The sequence below is a fragment of the Haloferax sp. Q22 genome (assembly GCF_001482285.1).
Classification (GTDB): Archaea; Halobacteriota; Halobacteria; order Halobacteriales; family Haloferacaceae; genus Haloferax.
The window spans coordinates 231,039-247,935 of the sequence record NZ_LOEP01000027.1 but is presented as its reverse complement, the minus strand read 5'-3'; the positions used below and the strand labels follow the sequence as shown (position 1 = coordinate 247,935).

At 67.2% G+C, this 16,897-nt stretch carries 15 protein-coding genes; 8 read left to right on the top strand and 7 right to left on the bottom strand.

Annotated elements, in window-relative coordinates:
• Positions 1 to 20: 20 nt before the first annotated feature.
• The gene (locus AM590_RS12145; RefSeq protein ID WP_058827698.1) at positions 21 to 1,043 is read right to left on the bottom strand and encodes a sodium:calcium antiporter; all 1,023 of its coding nucleotides are present in this window, start codon (positions 1,041 to 1,043) and stop codon (positions 21 to 23) included.
• A gap of 76 nt (positions 1,044 to 1,119) precedes the next feature.
• Entirely contained in the window at positions 1,120 to 2,343 is a 1,224-nt protein-coding gene (eis, locus tag AM590_RS12140; RefSeq protein ID WP_058827697.1) for an enhanced intracellular survival protein Eis, read from the bottom strand.
• A gap of 170 nt (positions 2,344 to 2,513) precedes the next feature.
• Here eis and AM590_RS12135 point away from each other — a divergent pair, with 170 nt between their 5' ends.
• From AM590_RS12135 to AM590_RS12125, 3 genes are all read left to right on the top strand, one after another.
• A complete protein-coding gene (locus AM590_RS12135) occupies positions 2,514 to 2,735 on the top strand; it encodes a hypothetical protein (RefSeq protein ID WP_058827696.1) in 222 nt (73 codons plus the stop codon).
• Between the two features lie 164 nt (positions 2,736 to 2,899).
• Complete coding sequence (locus AM590_RS12130; RefSeq protein ID WP_004975390.1) at positions 2,900 to 3,151, top strand: hypothetical protein; 252 nt, start codon at positions 2,900 to 2,902, stop codon at positions 3,149 to 3,151.
• 157 nt (positions 3,152 to 3,308) lie between these two features.
• A complete protein-coding gene (locus AM590_RS12125) occupies positions 3,309 to 3,839 on the top strand; it encodes a DUF5815 family protein (RefSeq protein ID WP_008095664.1) in 531 nt (176 codons plus the stop codon).
• Positions 3,840 to 3,861: 22 nt separating this feature from the next.
• Here the strand turns inward: AM590_RS12125 and AM590_RS12120 are convergent, their stop codons facing one another.
• Positions 3,862 to 4,884, bottom strand: coding sequence for a S66 peptidase family protein (locus tag AM590_RS12120; protein ID WP_058827695.1), 1,023 nt, complete (start codon positions 4,882 to 4,884; stop codon positions 3,862 to 3,864).
• A gap of 144 nt (positions 4,885 to 5,028) precedes the next feature.
• Between AM590_RS12120 and carB the strand changes: the two genes are divergently transcribed.
• Entirely contained in the window at positions 5,029 to 8,277 is a 3,249-nt protein-coding gene (gene carB / locus AM590_RS12115; protein WP_058827694.1) for a carbamoyl-phosphate synthase large subunit, read from the top strand.
• A 147-nt stretch (positions 8,278 to 8,424) separates the two neighbouring features.
• Positions 8,425 to 9,177, top strand: coding sequence for an SDR family oxidoreductase (locus tag AM590_RS12110; RefSeq protein ID WP_058827693.1), 753 nt, complete (start codon positions 8,425 to 8,427; stop codon positions 9,175 to 9,177).
• A gap of 18 nt (positions 9,178 to 9,195) precedes the next feature.
• Here AM590_RS12110 and AM590_RS12105 read toward each other — a convergent pair whose 3' ends face one another.
• A complete protein-coding gene (locus AM590_RS12105; RefSeq protein WP_058827692.1) occupies positions 9,196 to 10,017 on the bottom strand; it encodes an NAD(+)/NADH kinase in 822 nt (273 codons plus the stop codon).
• Positions 10,018 to 10,190: 173 nt separating this feature from the next.
• Here AM590_RS12105 and AM590_RS12100 point away from each other — a divergent pair, with 173 nt between their 5' ends.
• Positions 10,191 to 11,300, top strand: coding sequence for a KaiC domain-containing protein (locus AM590_RS12100; protein ID WP_058827691.1), 1,110 nt, complete (start codon positions 10,191 to 10,193; stop codon positions 11,298 to 11,300).
• 93 nt (positions 11,301 to 11,393) lie between these two features.
• Here AM590_RS12100 and AM590_RS12095 read toward each other — a convergent pair whose 3' ends face one another.
• A complete protein-coding gene (locus AM590_RS12095; protein ID WP_058827690.1) occupies positions 11,394 to 12,065 on the bottom strand; it encodes a nitroreductase family protein in 672 nt (223 codons plus the stop codon).
• A gap of 175 nt (positions 12,066 to 12,240) precedes the next feature.
• Here AM590_RS12095 and AM590_RS12090 point away from each other — a divergent pair, with 175 nt between their 5' ends.
• Positions 12,241 to 13,779 (top strand): aspartate aminotransferase family protein, encoded by a 1,539-nt coding sequence (locus AM590_RS12090; protein ID WP_058827689.1) that lies wholly within the window; start codon positions 12,241 to 12,243, stop codon positions 13,777 to 13,779.
• Between the two features lie 37 nt (positions 13,780 to 13,816).
• Here AM590_RS12090 and AM590_RS12085 read toward each other — a convergent pair whose 3' ends face one another.
• Together AM590_RS12085 and AM590_RS12080 are read right to left on the bottom strand one after the other, a co-directional pair.
• A complete protein-coding gene (locus tag AM590_RS12085) occupies positions 13,817 to 14,248 on the bottom strand; it encodes a universal stress protein (protein ID WP_058827688.1) in 432 nt (143 codons plus the stop codon).
• Positions 14,249 to 14,352: 104 nt separating this feature from the next.
• Positions 14,353 to 16,323 carry an ATP-binding protein gene (locus AM590_RS12080; RefSeq protein ID WP_058827687.1) on the bottom strand — a complete coding sequence of 657 codons (1,971 nt, stop codon included), beginning with the start codon at positions 16,321 to 16,323 and terminating at the stop codon, positions 14,353 to 14,355.
• Between the two features lie 135 nt (positions 16,324 to 16,458).
• On the opposite strand from AM590_RS12080, the gene AM590_RS12075 reads away from it, so the two are divergent.
• Complete coding sequence (locus AM590_RS12075) at positions 16,459 to 16,872, top strand: hypothetical protein (RefSeq protein ID WP_058827686.1); 414 nt, start codon at positions 16,459 to 16,461, stop codon at positions 16,870 to 16,872.
• The last annotated feature ends 25 nt before the right edge of the window (positions 16,873 to 16,897 follow it).

The window sequence follows — 16,897 nt, the reverse complement described above, 5'->3', positions numbered from 1 at the left end:
GCTCGCGACCGGTCGGCCTCTCAGCCGAGGACGCTCGTCACGCCGAGGCTTTCTGCGACCAGCCACGCGACGAACAGCGCGTAGGTTCCGAGGAGGAGGTACGACTCGCCGCGCGTCAGCGCCATCTCGGTCCGGAGGACGGCGAAGAAGACGACCGACGCGCCCGTGAGGAAGCTCATCATCGGGACGACCTCCTCGAAGGCGATGACCGCACCCCCGGCGACAAGGATGCCGACCGGGAGCGCGACGAGGAGCGCGAACACGTTGCTCCCGAAGACGTTTGCGAGGCTCATCGACGCGTTGCCCTGCCGGGCGGCCGCGACGCTGACGAACGTGTCCGGCAGGCTCGTCCCGGCGGCGACGACCGTCAGCCCCCAGAGGAACGGCGACGTGCCGAAGGCGTCGCCGAGACCGACCGCCGCGCGGACGAGCAGTTCGGCTCCGACGAGGATAACCGCGAGCGACGCCACGAGAGCGACCCATTCGCGTTTCGGGTTCACGTCGTTGACGACCGCGGTGAGTCCGGCTCGGTGCTCCAGCGTGTCGTGGTACTGCATGAACAGGTACAGGCCGTACAGCGATAGCGGGATGAGCGCGAGCGCGGGGCTCACGAACCCGTCGAGGCTCGCGGTGTCCACGGCGGGTCGGTAGATGACCGCGAGCGAGAAGGTGAGCACGAGAACGGCGATAGAAAGCAGGTAGAACTGCGCCTCCTTGTAGACGAGGTCGCGGTTCGAGGCGAGCCGTCCGCCCTCGCCGACCATCGCCGACACCGACGGGATGATGAGGATGTTGTAGACGGCCGACCCGACGACCGCGCCGACGCCGATGTCGAACGACTGGTACCGGACCGTCGCGATGACGATGCTCGATAGCTCGGGGAAACTCGACCCCACGGCGGCGATGATGGCTCCCTGCACGATGGCGGGGAGTCCGTAGTACGCGCCCAAACGGTCCGAGGCCTGCACGAGCATGTCGCCGCCCTTCCACGCGAGAATCGCGCCGGCGGCTGTGAACGCGACGAGAACCGGAACTGATGCCACGCCCGCACTTCGGCGGCCGGTGGGAAAAAACCGACCCGACTGGCTTCGTCGGCTGATTTCGGCTCGACCCGTCCGCTCAGAACCCCTCGCGCAGGTAGCGGTCCCGTTCCGTGAACACCGAGGCGAGGGCGTCGGCCGCCTCCTCTCCGGCGACCGAGAGGTGGTCGGTGCGGGCGAGCGCCTCGACGGTCCGCGCGCCGACGAGGAGTTGCGAGAGCGCCCCGATTTCGACGGTCGCGTCCGGATTGATGTCGCCACCAACTGATTCGACGCTCGCCGCGCCGTCGACGACGGTGACCCGGAACGACCCGTCGTTCCAGTCGCAGCGGTCGTCGTCGACCGCGAGAACGAGGTCGCAGGCGGCGTCGCCGAGGAACGAGACGGCTTCGAGGGCCGCCGGCACGTCCACGATGCGGACCATCGGGCCGGGCTTGAGTTCGACTGTCGCCGCCCGCGGGTCGGCCAGGCCGTCGATGAGCCGGGTCGACTCGTGTTCCGACGAGAGGACGACCTCGTCGACCTGCGAGTCGTGGTCCCGCAGGAACCGAAACAGCTGTGCGCGGGCCTCGGCGTCGACCGCGACGAGTTCGCCCACGGACAGCGTCCGCGACTCCCAGTCGCCACTCACGTCGTAGACGACGTAGCCGCGGAGGTCGCCGTCCCGTTCCCAGCCGTAGACGAACGGGTCGCCGTCCCAGCCGCGGAACAGTCGGTGACGAATCCAGCCCTCGCTTCGGTCTACCGCGAGGTCTTCCGTCGCCGCGGTCGCGTACACGTCCTTGACCCGGGCCCAGTCGTCGGCGTCGAGGCGGACGAACTCCCCGGCCGGGTCGGCGGCGACCGCCCCGAGTTCGTCGGGCGGCACCGTCGTCTTCGCGTAGTTGTTCGCCGTCGCCCAGCCGAACCGGCGGTAGAAGGCGTACTCGAACGGCCAGAGCGCCGAGAGATATCGGCCGGTGTCGCGGAACTCCGCGAGGAGGTCGTCGAGCATCGCGCCGACGTGGCCCTGTCGGCGCGCCTCCGGCGGCGACGCGACCGCTGAGATACCGGGGAGCGGGTGCCACTCGCCGCGGACGCGAGCCGTGAAGTCGTAGAAGGCACACACCGTCCGCAGGTCGGCCGCGTCGAGGTCCTCGACGGGCGCGTCGGGCGGGGCGTCGTAGAACCCCCGCGGGCGGTAGCTCTCCGGGTCGGGCAGTCGCTCGTCCGACCAGTCGGGGCCGTTCTCGGGGCGAAAGGCGTAGTTGAGGAACTCGCGGTACGTCTCGCGGTGCTCCTCGGGGAGGGGACGGAGGTTCATACCCGCGGTGCGTCGGGGGACCGTATATGTTTTCGGTGCCGCGGGCTCGGAAGCGGTCGATTACGATGCGATAACACCGACGGCGGAGACCGACGGCGCGACGAAAACTTCCTTCGTGGGCCGCTTCCCGAACCGTACGATTCACGTCGCCTCGGTCCCGAGCCCTGCACATGAGTGAGACGAAGCAGTCGTTGGTATCGCGGGGGAACCTCCTCCTCGCGGCCGTCGTGACGCTCGGCATCGTCATCCCGGGCGTGGCGCGCCGCCTCCTCGGCGAGGCGGGCTACAACGACCTCGGAATGGTCGTGTTTGTCCTCGGCTACGCGGGCATGGTCTTCGTCGTCTGGTACGGGTGGATTCGACCGCTCGACATCACCGGCCCGTCCGAGTAGCGCGCGCCGACCATCGGAGGCCGCTCCGTGCCGACAGCGGTTCAGACCCCGGGGGGAACCGCCCCGACAGCCCGGTCGCCCCAATATCGGGGGGTCCGACCGCTGGTTTCCAACGAGAATAACGGAACTTTGATAGTCGATTCGAACCGACCGAGAAAACAAGAATGCTTCCCCTTCAGCTCGTAGACACCTTCCTGCTCGACTACAACATCGGGCAGGCGCTGTTGCTCGTGTTCATCCTGTCGACGGTTGGAACGCTGCCGCTGAAGTCCCGGCACGTCCTCGGTATCAACACCACGGTGTTCGGGCTCATCTTCCTTCTGACCCCGGTGTCGCTGGGCAAGGCTCACTACCTGTTCCTCGGGATTGCGCTCCTCATCGTCGGCCCCATCGTCTACGTCTCGGGCCGTCGCTGAGGGGACGCCGACGGGCGGTTTCGCCCGACTCACCGCCGTTTTTCGCCGACAGTACGACGGACCGACTGACCGCAACCGACGGTCCGCGACTCGTTTTTCGCTCGCGACGATTCCGAAGAACGCGACGTTTAAACGGAGAGAAACGCAACCCACGGGTATGTCTGAACCGAGCGTTCCCGGCGGCCGCGGGGCCGTCTTGGACCTCCCCTGCGGCGAGACGAAGCGCGTCCGGGAACTCGACTTGGGCAAACGGGAGTTCGACTGTCCGTGCGGCGACAGCCACGCTGTCGTCATGGACGTTCACCCGCCCGACCGTTTCCTCCCGGAGTTCCTCGTCGAAATCCTTCAGGAGACCATCGAGACCACGAGCGACGACATGCCCGAGTTCGGGACGGCCCACCTCATGGGCATCGTCCTCGAGGAGTTCCCCGAGGCCGTCGTCTCCGAGGACGTCTCGGAGGACGGCGAACTCGGCGCGGGCATCGTCTGGGTGACCGATTTCGATTCTCGACGGCTCCACGAGATAATCGTCGAACTCGTCGTGGAACTGATGGAACACGCCGTCAGCCACGCCGACGACGACGAGGTCGTCTCGGAGTTCGAGTCGAAGATGCTCCAGTTCGACGTGAGCGAGTTCGTCGACCAGTACCGCGCCCAGCGCGACCTCGACCCCGAACCGTACATGTAGCGCGCGGACCGAGCGCCCGTTTTCAATCGATTCGAAGCCGCTCTACCGTCGGGTCCAGCGTCGCCTTCGCGCCGAGCGGAAGCGGCACCGTCGGATCGGCGTGGCCGAACTCCACGTCGAACACCGCGGTCGCGTCGGGATTGTACGCGTCGAGGACCGACAGCACCTCCGCGCGGAGCTGCGAGCCGTAGTCGGCCGGCGGCTCCCACTCCAGTCCGGGCGAGTACGTTCGCGGGCGACCGACCACGACGCCGTCGAATCGTTCTAACAGCCCGCGTTCGCCCATCGCCCGCAGGGTGTACCGGACTTCTCGGGGCAGCGGCACGTCCTCCGAAGTTTCGAGCGCGAGCACTGTCCCGTCTAGTTCCTCGGGGTCGGGGAGATAGCGACCGGTCTGGAGATGCCACTTCAGGATGCTGAAGTTGCCGCCCCAGAGCCGACCCGTCACGCGGTCGTCGCCCCGCCACGTCCGACCCGGGTTGTCGTGCCACTCTCTCGGCTCTTCGGTGTCGAAGTCGAACCAGTCGTCGGTCCACTCCGGCGCGGGTTCGACGACGCCGATGGAGCGCTCGAAGAACGCTTGCCGAAGGTACCGCTCGACGTACGGGTGTAGTTCGGGGTCCACGGTAAGCGTCGGGTGGAGCGTCGCGCCGTAGCTCACGACGCCGTGGTTCCAGAGGAACAGCCGGAGGTTGTCGTTGTCGCTGAAGCCGAAGAAGCGCGTCGGCGACGCGGTCAACCGCGCCGGGTCGAGGTGCGGGAGGATTCGAAGCTGGTCGTCGCCGCCGGTGACGGCGATGACGCCGCGTATCGACGGGTCCTCGAAGGCCGCCATCACGTCCTCCGCGCGCGCCGCCGGGTTGTCCCGGAGCCACTCCCAGTCGCGGCGGGCCGACTCGAAGACAACGGGGTCGAGCGAGAACACGTCGCGGAGTCGCTCGCACGCGCGGTCCAAGTGCGATTCGTCGATGGGGCGCGACGGCGCGACGACCGCGACCCGGCTCCCGGAGTCGAGCGGCGGCGGCGTCGTGAATACCGCGGGCATGCGTAGCCGGTACTCGGATACCCGTCAAAAGCCTTCCCCGGCCGCGACAGCGGCGTTCGGCAACATTTTCGAAATTCGCAATCGAGTTTCGGACCTCGTAATTTTTCGCCGGACTTATTACGATGTGCGGATTGGATTCCGACGATGACTGACGAGGACACCTCGACCGGACCTCAGCAAGGCACGGAGGACCGGACGATTTTGCTCATCGGAAGCGGCCCAATCCAGATCGGACAGGCGGCGGAATTCGACTACTCCGGCGCGCAGGCCTGCCGCGCGCTCCGAGAGGAAGGCGCGCGAGTTGTCCTCGTCAACTCGAACCCCGCGACCATCATGACCGACCCCGAGATGGCCGACAAGGTCTACATCGAACCCATCACGACCGAGGCCATCTCCGAGATTATCGAACGCGAGCGCCCCGACGGCGTCATCGCCGGACTGGGCGGTCAGACCGGACTCAACGTCACGGCCGAACTCGCAGAGGAAGGCGTCCTCGAGGAGTTCGACGTGGACATCATGGGCACGCCGCTCGACACCATCTACGCGACGGAGGACCGCGACCTCTTCCGCCAGCGCATGGAGAAGATCGGCCAGCCCGTCCCGAAATCGACGACCATCTCGCTGGAGGAAGGCGAGGCGGTCGAGAACATCACCGAGGAGGCCCTCGAAGAGCGCGTCGAGGCGTCCGTCGACGCCGTCGGCGGCCTGCCGGTCATCTCGCGGACGACCTACACGCTCGGCGGCTCCGGTTCCGGCGTCGTCCACGAGATGGACGAACTCATCTCTCGCGTCCGCAAGGGCCTCCGCCTCTCGCGCAACAGCGAGGTGCTCATCACGGAGTCCATCTCCGGGTGGGTCGAACTCGAATACGAGGTGATGCGCGACGCCGACGACTCGTGTATCATCATCTGCAACATGGAGAACATCGACCCGATGGGGATTCACACCGGCGAGTCCACCGTCGTCACGCCCTCGCAGGTCATCCCCGACGAGGGCCACCAGGAGATGCGCGACGCCGCGCTCGGAGTCATCCGCGAACTCGGCATTCAGGGCGGCTGTAACATCCAGTTCGCGTGGCACGACGACGGCACTCCCGGCGGCGAGTACCGCGTCGTCGAGGTGAACCCGCGCGTCTCGCGGTCGTCCGCGCTCGCCTCGAAGGCGACCGGCTATCCCATCGCCCGCGTCACGGCGAAGGTCGCACTCGGCAAGCGCCTCCACGAGATTACCAACGAAATCACCGGCGAGACCACCGCCGCCTTCGAACCCGCAATCGACTACGTGGTCACGAAGGTCCCGCGGTGGCCCAAGGACAAGTTCACCGACGTGGACTTCGAGCTCTCGACGGCCATGAAGTCCACCGGCGAGGCGATGTCCATCGGTCGCACCTTCGAGGAGTCGCTGTTGAAGGCGCTCCGCTCGTCCGAGTACGACCCCGCCGCCGACTGGGACGAGGTGTCCGACGAGGAACTCGAAGCCGAGTACCTCGAAACGCCGACCCCCGACCGCCCGTACGCCATCTTCGAGGCGTTCGAGCGCGGCTACACCACGGAGGACGTGGTCGAACTGACCGACATCCACGAGTGGTACGTCGAGCGCTTCGGCCGCGTCGTCGAGGCGGTCGAGGCCGCCTCCGACGGCGACTTCGCCGCCGCCGCCTCCGCCGGCCACACCAACGCCAGCATTGCCGCGGCGACCGGCACGAGCGTCGGCGAGGTCGAACAGAACGTCCCCGGTCGCACCTACAAGCAGGTCGACACCTGCGCCGGCGAGTTCGCCGCGCAGACGCCGTACTACTACTCCGCGCGCAAGCCCGAGTTCTTCCGCGGCCCCTTCGAGGGCGACTCGGCGGGTAACGAACTCCGCGTCGACCGCGACATGGAGAGCGTCGTCGTCGTCGGCGGCGGTCCCATCCGCATCGGGCAGGGCGTCGAGTTCGACTACTGTTCGGTCCACGCGGTGCAGGCGCTCCGCGACATGGGCATCGACGCGCACGTCGTCAACAACAACCCCGAGACGGTGTCGACCGACTACGACACCTCCGACGGCCTCTTTTTCGAGCCCATCACGGCAGAAGAGGTCGCCGACGTCATCGAGGCCATCGACGCCGACGGCGTCATGCTCCAGTTCGGCGGGCAGACCTCGGTCAACATCGGTCACCCGCTCGAATCGGAACTCAAGCGCCGCGGCGTCGACTGCGAGATTCTCGGCACGACCATCGACGCGATGGACCTCGCCGAGGACCGCGACCGCTTCAACCGCCTGATGGACGACCTCGGCATCCTCCAGCCCGAAGGCGGCTCCGCGACCAGCGAGAAAGAGGCGCTCGACCTCGCCAACGACCTCGGCTACCCCGTGCTCGTTCGCCCGTCGTACGTCCTCGGCGGTCGCGCGATGGAAATCGTCCACTCCGACGCGGACCTCAAGGAGTACATCGAGGAGGCCGTTCGCGTCTCCCCCGACAAGCCCATCCTCATCGACGAGTTCCTCGCCGACGGCGTCGAACTCGACGTTGACGCCGTCTCCGACGGCGAAAACGTCCTCATCGGCGGCGTGATGGAACACGTCGAGGCCGCCGGCGTCCACTCCGGCGACTCCGCGTGTATGATTCCGCCGCGCTCGCTCGACGACGAGACGATGGCCCGCGTCCGCGAGGTCACGGAGGACATCGCCAGCGCCCTCGACACGGTCGGCCTGATGAACGTCCAACTCGCGGTCAAGCAGAACGAGGAGGGCTCGAACGACGTGTACGTCCTCGAAGCCAACCCGCGTTCCTCGCGCACCGTCCCGTTCGTCTCGAAGGCGACGGGCGTCCCGATCGCCAAGCTCGCGGCGAAGGTCATGGCCGGCAACTCGCTTGCCGACCTCGACGTGAGCGAGCAGATTCCCGAGCAGGTGTCGGTCAAGGAGGTCGTCCTCCCGTTCGATCGCCTGCCGGGTTCGGACCCGCGTCTCGGCCCGGAGATGAAGTCCACCGGCGAGGTCATGGGCACCGCGACCTCGTTCGGCAAGGCCTACGAGAAGGCTCAGTCGGCGGCTAACGACCCGATTCCGGCCGACGGCACCATCTACGTCGACCTCGCGGACCCCGAGTTCCCCGACGCCGACAGCGAGGCCGGACAGGAACTGCTCGACGCCTTCGGCGAGTACTACGAGGTGCTCACGCCCGAGGACGTCGACGACTTCCTCACCATGCTCCGCGAGGACAACTTCGACTTCGTCGTCTCCCGCGACCGCGAGACGCTCATCGACTGCGTCGAAGAGGAGGTCAGCTACTTCTCGACGTACGCCTCCGCGAAGGCGGCCCTCGAAGCCCGCGGCGCGGCCGACGAGGACATCGACGTGCTCCCGGTCGGCGAGCGCCCGCGCGTCGTCGCCAACTGGGGCCAGTAAGGAACCAGTACGGCGCGCGACCCACCCGACCCGATTCTTCGACTCACCGCCGACTCGACCCGTCTGTGCTCCCGACTGGCGGCCGACGCCGACCCGGACTTTTGACGCGTTCCCGAAGGTTATTGAGCCCCGCACCCATGCGCGGGTATGGCACGCAATCGCGGTCGCGTCCTCCTCGCCGGTGCGACGGGTCGGACCGGCCGACACGTCCTCGACGCGTTGGCGGACACTCCCCTCGTCGTCAGGGCGCTGACCCGCGACGCCGACGCCGAATCCGACCTCCGAGCGCGCGGTGCGGACGAGGTCGTCGTCGGCGACCTCCTCGACCCCGACGACGCCCGGCGGGCGGTTCTCGACGCCGACGCCGTCGTCTCCGCAGTCGGCGTCTCGGCGGGGCTCGAAACCATCCGCGGCGACCTCGTCGACGGCGCGGGCGTCGTCAACCTCGTGGACGCCGCGACCGCCTCCGGCGCACAGCGGTTCGTTCTCATGTCCTCCATCGGCGTCGGCGACTCGAAGGGCGGACTCCCGCTGTCGCTCCGCGCGCTTCTTACCGCGTCGGGCGTCCTTTCGGCGAAGGAACGAAGCGAGAATCGGCTTCGAGACGCGCCGCTCGACCACACGATTATCAGGCCCGGCGCGCTCACCGACGCCCCCGCGACCGCCGACGTGGTCGTCGGCGAGGGCGGCGACTCGGTCTGCGGAAGCGTCCCCCGCGCCGACGTGGCGAACGTCCTCGCGCACTCGCTTTTCACCCGCGAGACCGAAAACCGGACGTTCGAGGTCGTCTCTCGGCCAGGGCTCCGCGGGCGGGCGGACAACGTGGTCGACATCGACTGGACGCCGCTCCCCCGCGCTGAGGCGTCGGGCGACGAGGGCAAACGAGAACTCGCGGAGTAGCCGACCGCGGCAGCGCGGTCAGTCGAGTTTTCCGAGCGCTTCAAAGAAGTCGGAGGTCGGACCGGCGAGTCGGACCGGCGAGTCGGACCGCTCGATGTGAATTTCCGTCGGCGGCGACACCGTCCGTCGGGTCCGGCCGTCGCCGACGACGACCGACGACGGCGCGCCGGTGACGCTGACGGTCACCGCAGCATCCAACGGGACGACGAGCGGCGGCATCCCCGCGTCGGCAGCCATCTCGGTGATGACGAGTCCCTCGACGCCGGGGTGGACGAGCGGCCCGCCCTCGCTGAGGTTGTAGGCGGAGCTCCCCGCGGGCGTCGTGACGAGCACGCCGTCGGCGTGGCCGCCGGAGTACACGGAGCCGTTCACGCGGACTTCCAAGTCCGCGCCGCCGCCGTGACCCCGGCGCGGGCCGTGGACGACGACCTCGTTCATCGACGGGTCCATCTCCCAGCCGTCGCCGCTGGCGACGATTCTGGGGACCTCCCGAATCGATTGGTTCCCCTCGCGGAACGCGGCGACCTCGGCCAGCACCTCGTCGATGGCGTCGTCGGGCGAGACGGCGTTCAGGAAGCCGACCTCGCCGAGATTGACGCCGAGAATTGGGACGCCGTCGGCACCGCGGGCGGCGTAGAGAAACGTTCCGTCGCCGCCGATGCTCACCACGAGGTCGCAGTCGTCCAGCGACTCGACGGGGACGCCCTCGACGCCCAACTTCTCGGCGGTCGCCGCGTCGACGACCGCCTCGGCGTCGACTTCGGCGAGCGCCTCGCTCGCGTCCGCGGCGAGGTACGCGGCCCGGCTGTTGCCCTTCTGTGCGACGATGCCGACCTTCATGCACCGCGATTTGGCGTCCCCGGCCAAAAGCCCACCGTCACGTCGCCCGGCCCGTCTCCGCTCGACGCCGCGCGGTAGCTCCGCGCACGGGAAACGTTCATCACGACGCCTGCCTACCTTGAGGTGATGGCAGGCACGGACGCCGGCCGCGCTGTCGTTCGGTGGTGGCTCCCGTGAGTGACGACGACTGGTTCGAGCGGGCACTCCGCGAGCGCGACGACGGCGAGACCGACGCAGACGACGCGGACCCGGACGAAAGCGAGCAGCGCGGCGATGGTGAGACCGACGGGTCTCCCGAGAGCGATGCGGTCGTGGACCCCGCGGACGAACCGTCGGAAGACGACACCGAGACCGGGGACAGCGGCGGAGAGTCGCTGTCGTTCGAGAACGGCGACCCGTTCGACGGCGGCGACTCCTTCGACGACGACCCCTTTTCGACCGACTTCGCCACGGCGTTCGAGAACGCGCCGATGCCCGACCCGGGCGGCGGCTTCGGCGACGAGCAGTCCGGCGACGAGTTCGGATTCAGCTCCGACCCGGGAGAGTCGGAGCCGCCGGCGTTCGACGACGAGGAGTTCGATTCCGATATCGACCGCATCGACATCGGTATCGAAGGTCTCGACGACATGATTCTCGGCGGCGTCCCTGACCGGTCGCTCATGGTCACTATCGGGAGCGCCGGGACCGGCAAGACGACGTTCGGCCTGCAGTTCCTCCGGAAGGCGCTCGAAGACGGCGACAGCGGCGTCTACATTACGCTCGAAGAGAGTCGCGAGCGCATCCTCGACACCGCCGACGAGAAGGGGTGGGAGTTCTCGAAACACGAGGCCGAGGGACGACTGTCTGTCGTGGACCTCGACCCCGTGGAGATGGCGAACAGCCTGTCGAGCATCCGAAACGACCTCCCGCGGCTGGTCGAGGAGTTCGGTGCCGACCGACTCGTCCTCGACTCCGTCTCGCTTTTGGAGATGATGTACGACCACCCCTCGAAGCGCCGCAGCGAGGTGTTCAACTTCACGCGGGCGCTGAAGGACGCGGGCGTGACGACGATGCTCACCTCCGAGGCGGACCAGTCCAACCCCTACGTCTCCAGACACGGTATCGTCGAGTACCTCTCCGACGCCGTGTTCGTTCTCCAGTACGTCCGAAACGACGACTTCCGCGAGACGCGGCTCGCAATCGAGATTCAGAAGATACGCGACGCCAACCACTCCCGCGAGACCAAGCCCTACGAACTCACGAACGAGGGCATCAGCGTCTACCAGCAGGCGAATATTTTCTGAGCCCGCGTTTCGCCGCGCGGCTCACGGAGGGTCTGTGTCCGACTGTATCGTTCCCGTGAGAGGGCTAAACGCGATTCGTCAGTTACGGCCGTCTCAGTCGTCGGCGGGCGCCGGTTCGGCCGACTGTTCGGACTCGAAGCCCTCGAAGTGGACGACCTCGTCGACGGGGCGGCGGTACTTGCGCTCCGCCTGCAACTCGCCGGCGTCGTCGGCGGGGATGCCCATCGTCAGGAGCATCACGGGCTCGTATTGCTCGCCGTCGATGTCGAACGCGTCGAGAACGGCGTCGGCGTCGAAGCCACCGATGGGACAGGTGGCCACGCCCTCGTCCCACGCGGCGTACATGAGCGACATGGCGACGAGCGACGTCGAGCGAACGGTCCAGACGCGGCGCTCCTGTTCGGGGAGGTCGGCCATGCCGGCGATGTTCTCGAGGATGCCGTCGCGGACCTCCTCGTTCGGCAGGTAGCCCTTCTCCAGCATGTCGTCGGTGACGGTCTCGGCGTGGGCCTCGGGGTCTTTGTTGCCAAGTACGATGACGGACGCGGCGGCACCGGTGACGTGTTCCTGGTCGTAGGCCGCCTCGCGGAGCGCCTGCTGTGTCTCGTCTTCCCGCAGCACGACGAACTCCCACGGCTGGAGGTTGTAGCTCGACGGGGCCTGCACGGCGTTTTCGAATATCGTCTGGAGGGTCCCGTCGTCAAGCGACTCGTCGGCGTAGTCGTGGACCGAGCGACGGGTCGTCGCGACTTCCGTGAATTCCATCGGTTCCCGCGAGGGGCGGCACGGAAATAGGGCGTTGCAATCCGGGTGAATCGGCCGATTCCGGTGTGTTCGCAGCACTCGTACCACCGCTTTCACTAGGTTACACTCGTGTTACTGGGGCGGCCGATGCGACACCACGAGATAACGCTATCTCGAATGGCAGCGTTTATCTAGCATGGTGACCGCAGTAGACTCCCACCCAGCCGACTTCGACCCCGACGAGTTTCGTGACCTCGGATATCGGACGGTCGACATCATCGCGGAGTACTTCGAACAGGTGGACGAACTGCCGGTCTTCCCGGCCAAACCGCAATCAGTTATCGAGGCGATGTTCGACGAACCGCTACCGGAGACCGGGCAGCGTCCACACGAGATTCTAGACGAGTGGCCGGAGCGGATTCTCCCGAACTCGACGCACGTGGGGTCGCCGCGGTACTTCGGGTACGTCATGGGCTCTGGGACGACGATGGGCGTTCTCGCAGACGCGCTCGCCGCCTCGGTCAACATGAACGTCGGCGGGTGGAAACCCGCGCCGGCGGCGACCGAAATCGAACGACAGACTATCGAGTGGGTCGCCGAGATGATTGGCTATCCAACCGACTGCGGGGGGATGTTCACGAGCGGTGGCACGATGGCGAATCTGACGGGGATCCTCACCGCTCTCCGTTCGACGGCGGGGTACGATACAAAATCCCGTGGCCTCCAATCCGACGACCGTCCCGGCCAGTTCACCATCTACATGGCCGACCACGAGGGCCACTCGTCTGTCTTCCGAGTCGCGGAAATCATCGGCCTCGGCGCGGAGGCGGTTCGACTCGTCCCGAGTCACGACGACTTCACGATGGATGTCGACGCCCTCGTCGACCAACTCGACCGTGACGAGGCCAACGGCGACGTGCCGTTCTGCGTCGTCGCACAGGTCGGGTCGATAAACGTCGGTGCAATCGACCCGCTGGAGGCGATTGCGGACGTCTGTGCCGAACGCGATATCTGGTTCCACGCCGACGGTGCGTGCGGTGCAGTCGGCGCGATTCTCCCCGAAAAGCGCCCGCAGTACGCCGGATTGGACCGCGCGGACTCCGTCACGTTGGACCCGCACAAGTGGCTGTCCATCCCCTACGAGTGCGGGTGTATCCTCGTGCGTGACCCGGCGGCGATGGAACGGTCGTTCGCGATGCACGCCTCCTACTTGGAGGGTACGGAGCGGACCCCCTACGAGGGACTGGATTACTACGAACTCGGCCCACAGATGTCACGGGGGTTCCGGGCGCTGAAAGTCTGGATGAGTCTGAAACACCTCGGCGTCGAGGGGTATCGGGCGCGCCTCTCTCGGACCGTCCGGTGCACGGAGCATCTCGACGCCAGGGTCCGCGCCGCCGACGACTTCGTCGCACTCCACGAACCGAACCTCTACCTGTACTCGTTCCAGTACGCCCCGCCGGACCTCCGGGCGGCCGCCGCGGCCGATGCGAACGTTCGCGAAGCGGTCGACGAGTACCTCGACGCGCTCAACCAGCGAATCGCGGACGAAATCCAACTCAGCGACGTCGCGTTCGTCATGACGACGTCGATACACGACAGGACGGTCCTGCGACTTTCCGTCTGTAGCCACCGGACCACGACCGACGACATCGACCGCACGTTCGAGACGCTTCGCGACATCGGCCAACGAGAAGACGCGACGCTTCGTGAGACCTTCGGGGTGGCGGTGTAACCGGGCTTGGGCCTTCCGCCCTCGAACCGCTCCGAACCTATCTGACGATGGTCACCGGCACGGGCGACCGGCGGAGGACCTCCTCGGCGACGCTCCCGAGCAGGATGCGCGAGACGCCGGTTCGGCCGTGGCTCCCCATCACGACGTGGTCGTAATCGGCGTCGTCGTCCAGCACCTCGACGATGACTTTCTGTGGGCTGCCGACCTCGATGCGGTCGGTGATCGTCCTGTCGGTGTCGACGAGCCCCACCTCGGCTTTCACCTCGGCGAACGTCTCTCTCGCCTTCCGTTTCTCCGCTTGAAACCACTCTTCGGAGCCGCTGAGCGCCCGTTCTCGATAGTCGGCGTCGGCGGGGTTGATGACGTTCAAAAGCGTGAGTTCCGCGTCCGGCCACTCCGTGGCGGCGAAGCGGACCGCGGCGACTGACTGCGGCGACCCGTCGGTCGGAACGAGCACGTGTTCGGCCATATTTCGGCCTACTCGGCCGCGGGCTAAAAATCCGCCCGGCGGGTGCGCCCCCGAACAGCCGCGACCCGGTCCCTGCGACGGACGGCGCGGGGCGTTCCGGGTACTCAGTCGCCGTGTCGCGTCACGCAGGTCGAAAGCCCCGTCAGCTCGACGGGTTCGGAGTTGTCGGGCGAGTAGACGACCATCTGGCCCTTCTCCATGTACGGCACCTTGTCTTCGAGGTTCGGCGGGATGTTGACGCTCTTGATGGCGTCCTCGTCGCCGAGGTTGAGCACGACCTTGGTGTTCACCTGCTTGAACACCGGATCGGCGATGTCCTGTGGGTCCTGCGTGATGAGAAACAGGCCGAGTCGCTCCTTTCGGCCCTGCTTGGCCGCCTCAGTGAACTTCTGGATGACCTTCCGCGCCTGTACGGTGTCGGCGTCGGTGAGGAAGTTGTGCGCCTCGTCCATCCCGAGGACGACCGGCGTCTCCTTGATGCGGTCGCTCGCGGGGTCGTTCGAGAGCTTGTCGTCGATGAGTAACGCCGACACCGCGAGGACGAACAGCTCTTTCGCCCGGCTCGACGAGAGGTGGTAGGTCGGCACGACCGTCAGCCCGCCGGGGCGGACGAGCTGGTGGTCGAGTTCGGTTATCGGGCGGGCGTCCTGGTCGAACACGCCGCTCGGCACGCCGCGGACCCGACGTTTCACCGCGTCGAAGGTCGCCTCGTGGACCCGCCCCGACTCGTGGAGTTCCTCTTTCAGCGCCGGGTCGTCGAGGAACTGGAGGAACTGCTTGTACGTCCCCGAGTCGCCGTAATTCCGGAAGAAGCGGTTCAGGAGTTCGGTGAGCGCCGGGTACTGGTTGTCGTTGAGGCTGCTGCCGGCGACGAGCCACGGGAGGTCCCGCGCCATCGAGAAGGGGATGGTGAACTCTAACTGCTCGGCGCGGTGGTTCGTACCGGGGTACGACGACCCGGCCATCTTCGGGACGAGCGCGACGGTGTCGTCGTGGCCGCCGTGAGCGACGCCCTCGCGCTCGTAGCGCCGGGCCGTCTCTTCGTCCATGTCCGGGTTGTCGTCGTGCATCTGGGCGTACTCGTCCTGCGGGTCGAACTGGACGACCGCGGTCTGGACTTCACGGCCGTCGTCCATCTCGTAGCTCCGCTCCTCCGAGAGGTACTGCCGGAGGATGTTCTTCGAGGCGTGGGTCTTGCCAGACCCGGTGCCGCCGGCGACGAGCGTGTGGCGGAACACGAGCGGGTCGCCGTCGGTGTAGTCGTCGTTCAGTCGGTAGTCGATGGTTGGCGGCCGTGCCGCGGTTCGAACCTTCTCGCCGCCGACGGAGAGGTGGCCGAGGAAGACGCCCTCCTCGGGAATCTTCAGCCCGGTCTTAATCTGGGTCGCGTCGGTGGCCTCACCGACCGTCGCCTGCGGTTTCGGCACGCGGTCGACCATCCGGCGCTTGAGTTCGCCGCGGTCCGAAAACAGGACGGCGATGGGTTCGAGTTCGGCCATGAACTTGAAATCGCGCTCCTCGAACTCGTCTGCGGGGCGGCGCATCGCCCGGCGGGCGTGAATCTCAGTCGCGTCGTCGGCCTGAAACTCCTGGGCGTACTCCAGGCCGACGATGCGGCAGAACAGCAGTTCGTCGTCCGGGTAGGGGACGATGAGGTACTTGCCGAGGCGGACGCGCTCACGATTTCCCGCGGTCACGAACGCCCGAAGCGCCGTCCGCTCGGGGTCTTCCGACACGCGCAGGCCCTGCGAGACCGCAATCGCGCCGACGCCCCGCTCGTCGCCGACGGGTTCGGCGTCGTACTCGTCGAACTGCAGGTCGTCCGCCTCGTCGGTCGGGCCGGTCGCATCGGTCGAATCGCCGCCGTCGCGGTCGTCGCGCCCGTCGCGGTCGATATCGACGGCGTCGCCGTCGGCTGAACTCGCGGCGGTCGCGCTCTCAGTTTCCGAGACGGATTCGGAACGCGCGGAGCGCCCGTTTCCGGTGGCGTCAGCGGTCGGCTCGTCTCGGTCCGCGTCGGACGAGTCGTCGGGGTCGTCGCCGGCGAAGTCGCTGAAATCCCCCAAATCGGTCATGTTCCAACGCTTGCGGGCGGCGAGTAAAAAGCCACGCGTCGGCGACGGTGCGCGGTTCCCCTGTCGAACGGTCCCAGATGACGCGCTCTCGGGCCGTCGCGTACGACTTTTCCGTGTCGCGCACCTAGCCCGGCTATGTTATTGGTCCGCGGTCACGGCGGCGGCACGGCACTCACCGGTACGATATTCGAACGGGGGGAGCAAGCGCCGACCTACCGCGGCGCGCCGGACGAGGACGCGCCCTACGTCTGGGTCTGCGACGAGTTCTACGAGGTCGAAAGCGGCGGCTCGGAGACCGAAATCGACGGGCGGACGATTCGCGTCGCCTTCGACACGCCGCTTCCCCGCGGCTTCGACACCCGTGAGCAGGCGCTGTCGGCGGCCAAAGAACACGTCAGGACGCAGTTCGCGCGGGTCGGCGTCCCAGCCGACGATGTGCGGGTCGAGGTCGTCAGACCCGAAGAGGAGGGGACGCCGGAGGACGAACAGCCGGATGCGGCGGACCGCTCCGCGGACGAGGGCTCTCCCGAGGGCGACGCGTCGCTCTGAGGGAGGTCGGTCGCCGGGGCGCGCT

Bases quoted from the DNA above. Each gene is read 5' to 3' on its own strand.
- eis (WP_058827697.1), bottom strand. From the start codon at position 2,343: ATGAACCTCCGTCCCCTCCCCGAGGAGCACCGCGAGACGTACCGCGAG.
- AM590_RS12120 (WP_058827695.1), bottom strand. From the start codon at position 4,884: ATGCCCGCGGTATTCACGACGCCGCCGCCGCTCGACTCCGGGAGCCGG.
- AM590_RS12075 (WP_058827686.1), top strand. From the start codon at position 16,459: ATGTTATTGGTCCGCGGTCACGGCGGCGGCACGGCACTCACCGGTACG.
- AM590_RS12080 (WP_058827687.1), bottom strand. From the start codon at position 16,323: ATGACCGATTTGGGGGATTTCAGCGACTTCGCCGGCGACGACCCCGAC.
- AM590_RS12095 (WP_058827690.1), bottom strand. From the start codon at position 12,065: ATGGAATTCACGGAAGTCGCGACGACCCGTCGCTCGGTCCACGACTAC.
- carB (WP_058827694.1), top strand. From the start codon at position 5,029: ATGACTGACGAGGACACCTCGACCGGACCTCAGCAAGGCACGGAGGAC.
- AM590_RS12105 (WP_058827692.1), bottom strand. From the start codon at position 10,017: ATGAAGGTCGGCATCGTCGCACAGAAGGGCAACAGCCGGGCCGCGTAC.
- AM590_RS12090 (WP_058827689.1), top strand. From the start codon at position 12,241: ATGGTGACCGCAGTAGACTCCCACCCAGCCGACTTCGACCCCGACGAG.
- AM590_RS12125 (WP_008095664.1), top strand. From the start codon at position 3,309: ATGTCTGAACCGAGCGTTCCCGGCGGCCGCGGGGCCGTCTTGGACCTC.
- AM590_RS12085 (WP_058827688.1), bottom strand. From the start codon at position 14,248: ATGGCCGAACACGTGCTCGTTCCGACCGACGGGTCGCCGCAGTCAGTC.
- AM590_RS12110 (WP_058827693.1), top strand. From the start codon at position 8,425: ATGGCACGCAATCGCGGTCGCGTCCTCCTCGCCGGTGCGACGGGTCGG.
- AM590_RS12135 (WP_058827696.1), top strand. From the start codon at position 2,514: ATGAGTGAGACGAAGCAGTCGTTGGTATCGCGGGGGAACCTCCTCCTC.
- AM590_RS12130 (WP_004975390.1), top strand. From the start codon at position 2,900: ATGCTTCCCCTTCAGCTCGTAGACACCTTCCTGCTCGACTACAACATC.